Genomic DNA, 2,994 nt, shown 5'->3' with positions numbered 1-2,994 from the left:
CCCCCCCATGCACCAACACCGGGCGGATCCCCACACAGGCCAGAAAGACGATGTCTCGGAGCACCTCGGCCCGTCGCTCTTGGTGCACCATGGCTGCGCCGCCGTATTTGATGACAATAACGCGGCCCTGGTACTGCTGAATGTAGGGTAAAGCCTCGATGAGGATCTGCGCCCGCGTAAGGGGATCACACGCCGACCCGGTCGCCTCAGAAAGGGAAGAGTTGGTTTGCACTGCTGTAAGTCCCTAGAAGTCCAGAAAACCTGACCTAGAGTATCCCATTCTGCTTGCAAAGCAGATCTCAGGCTTTGGGCGTCAACTGGTGGTTTTTTTTCAAGCTCGCTTCCCCAACCCAAGGACAATTTGGTTGAGGAATCGCCGTCAATCTTCAGGTATGGAACGGGATCGCCAGCAAAGGCAATAGGGACAACCCCAACCAGGCCCAACCCCGAATGGAAGAAGAATGGGGTAGGGGATCGACGGGCCCTGACTCTGCCTGCTGCAGCAGGGCATCGATACGCTCCTGCAGCCGTTGCCCTGAGTCTGAACTCACGGCCATTGCAAAGCCAACCCAAGCTGCCGCCGGTTGCTCCACCACGCCATAGCCCACCACCTGCAGCAGGGCCTCTCCCAACAGCAAGGGATCCACCCGTTGGGCCGCCCAGCGATCCGCCCGCAGCTCCCGTAGGGTGAGCAATTCCTGCCAGAGGGCCTCGGTGTTGGGCAGCCAGCCGGTGAGGCGTCGCAGCCAGCCCACCCCAAACATCCACAGGGTGTCGCGGTAGTGGCGATGGGCTTCTTCGTGGGCGATTACAGCCCGCAAGTGCTCATCATCCAACTGCTGCAGCAGGCCGCGGCTGACCACCAACTGGGCATTCCACACCCCCACTTGGGCAGCAAAAGGGATCTCCAAATCCAGCACATAGGCCGGAGAGCCATGCAAATCCACATGGGCTAAAGCTTGCAGATGGGCACGTCGATAGGAGCGCCAGTATTCCCAAATCCAGTGCAAGGCCACGCCGCCGGCCACGGCCAGCAACAGCAGAGCACAGCCGTAGCAGAACCAGCCCCCCACCCCGGCCATTTGTCCCCACGGCCCCATCCAGGCCAAGGCCAAAGCAGTGGTCAGCAACAGCAGCGGGGGCAGCAAGAAGTGGATCCAAGCCCGCTGCCAACGTCGGCCCCATCCCCCACTCCTGTCCAGGCGCACCTGGGCTCGCCACAGGCAACTGAGGCCCAAGCCCAGCAGTAACATGCCCAAGTGGCTCATCGCGGATCCCTCCTGGCTTGACGGGCTGCCCGCAGCCGTTCGGCAATCGCCTGCAACTGGGACACACTGGCCTGATCCAGGCTATCGGCAAAGGCTGCCACCGTATCGGGATCCCCTACAGCCAAAAACTGCTGCAGGTGGGTGAAGGCCCTGAGGCTGGCCGCTTCCTGACGCGAAAGACGAGGCCGCCACAGCATGGGCAGATTCCGCCCTTGGGGATCGGTGCGGCGCTCACAGCTCACCCAGCCCTTCTGGCTTAAGCGCTGCAAAACTGTAGTCACAGAGGCATAGGCCAGCTCCCGATCCGGATCGGCCAAGATGCGCTCGTGGATTTGACGGGTGCTGGCACTGCCCAGATCCCAGAGGATGTCCAAGATTTCCGACTCCAGAGGGCCCAGCGACAGTTGCTTGGGACGATGCTTGGGCAACATGAGCCTTTGCCGGTGTAGGAATTTCTATCTAGCTAGATTAACTGTTGGAGTCTCAAGCCCCGCAGCCATTTTAAGGATCCGCTAAGCTCGAAGATGGTGGTTCTTTGTGCTGTTACTTCCCATGGCTGCTCCCACCTACCACACCATCACCTTCGGCTGCCAAATGAACCGCGCCGATACCGAGCGCATGGCCGGGATCCTGGAGTCCCTGGGGTATGTGGCCACCGAAGATGAGTTGCAGGCGGACTTAGTTCTCTACAACACCTGCACCATCCGCGACAATGCTGAGCAGAAGGTCTATTCCTACCTGGGCATCCAGGCACAGCGCAAGCGCAAGAACCCGGCCATCAAGCTGATCGTGGCCGGCTGTGTGGCCCAGCAGGAAGGGGAAAAATTGTTGCGCCGCGTCCCTGAGCTGGATCTGGTCATGGGCCCCCAGTACGTGAACCGCCTTGGGGATCTGTTGGCGCAGGTGGAAGCCGGAAACCAGGTGGTGGCCACCGATCCGGTTGAGATCCCAGAAGACATCACCAAGCCCCGCCGCGACAGCCAGGTCACTGCTTGGATCAATGTCATCTACGGTTGCAACGAGCGTTGTACCTACTGCATCGTGCCGCGGGTGCGAGGGCAAGAGCAGTCCCGCCAGCCCCAGGCCATCCGCGCCGAAATCGAAGACGTGGCCAGAGCGGGCTACCGCGAGGTGACGTTGCTGGGGCAGAACATCGACGCCTACGGACGGGATCTGGATCCGAAAACCAACCTGGCCAGCTTGTTGCGCTTCGTCCATTCGGTGGAAGGTATTGAACGGATTCGCTTTGCCACCAGCCACCCGCGCTACTTTACCGAGGAGCTGATCGCCACCTGCGCCGAGCTGCCCAAAGTCTGCGAGCACTTCCACATTCCCTTCCAGGCGGGCAGCAACGAAGTGCTCAAGCGGATGCGGCGCGGCTACACCCACGAGCGCTATCGCCAGATCATCCAGCTCATCCGCCAATACATGCCCGAAGCCGCCATCAGCGCCGATGCCATTGTCGGCTTCCCGGGAGAGACCGAAGCTCAGTTCCAAGAAACCCTGCAACTGGTGCAGGACATTGGCTTTGACCAAGTGAACACCGCCGCCTACTCCCCTCGTCCCGGCACCCCCGCCGCTGAGTGGCCCGACCAAGTGCCCGAGGAGGAAAAAAGCGACCGCCTGCAACGGCTGAACCGACTGGTGGCCGAGGTGGCCGCCGCCCGCAGTGCCCGACTCCTAGGCCAGGTGCAAGAGGTGCTGGTGGAAGGCCCCAACCCGAAAA

At 61.3% G+C, this 2,994-nt stretch carries 3 protein-coding genes and 1 pseudogene; 1 reads left to right on the top strand and 3 read right to left on the bottom strand.

Annotated features, from left to right (window positions below; genetic code table 11):
• The 3 genes and pseudogenes from NW815_RS09875 to NW815_RS09865 form a co-directional block, all read right to left on the bottom strand.
• Positions 1-232 (bottom strand): annotated as a pseudogene (locus NW815_RS09875) (acetylglutamate kinase); the annotation flags it as partial.
• Between the two features lie 154 nt (positions 233-386).
• Complete coding sequence (locus tag NW815_RS09870) at positions 387-1,268, bottom strand: M56 family metallopeptidase (protein WP_414388878.1); 882 nt, start codon at positions 1,266-1,268, stop codon at positions 387-389.
• Positions 1,265-1,699 carry a BlaI/MecI/CopY family transcriptional regulator gene (locus NW815_RS09865; protein ID WP_011433287.1) on the bottom strand — a complete coding sequence of 145 codons (435 nt, stop codon included), beginning with the start codon at positions 1,697-1,699 and terminating at the stop codon, positions 1,265-1,267. The genes NW815_RS09870 and NW815_RS09865 overlap by 4 nt, the downstream gene beginning before the upstream one ends.
• A 121-nt stretch (positions 1,700-1,820) precedes the next feature.
• On the opposite strand from NW815_RS09865, the gene miaB reads away from it, so the two are divergent.
• Positions 1,821-2,994: tRNA (N6-isopentenyl adenosine(37)-C2)-methylthiotransferase MiaB (miaB, locus tag NW815_RS09860; RefSeq protein ID WP_414415957.1), on the top strand; the 1,174-nt coding region annotated here is incomplete at its 3' end.

The organism is Synechococcus sp. R6-7, assembly GCF_047461695.1.
Lineage (GTDB): Bacteria > Cyanobacteriota > Cyanobacteriia > Thermostichales > Thermostichaceae > Thermostichus.
The sequence above is the reverse complement of the archived record's forward strand: the minus strand, read 5'-3'. Positions and strand labels throughout refer to the sequence as shown.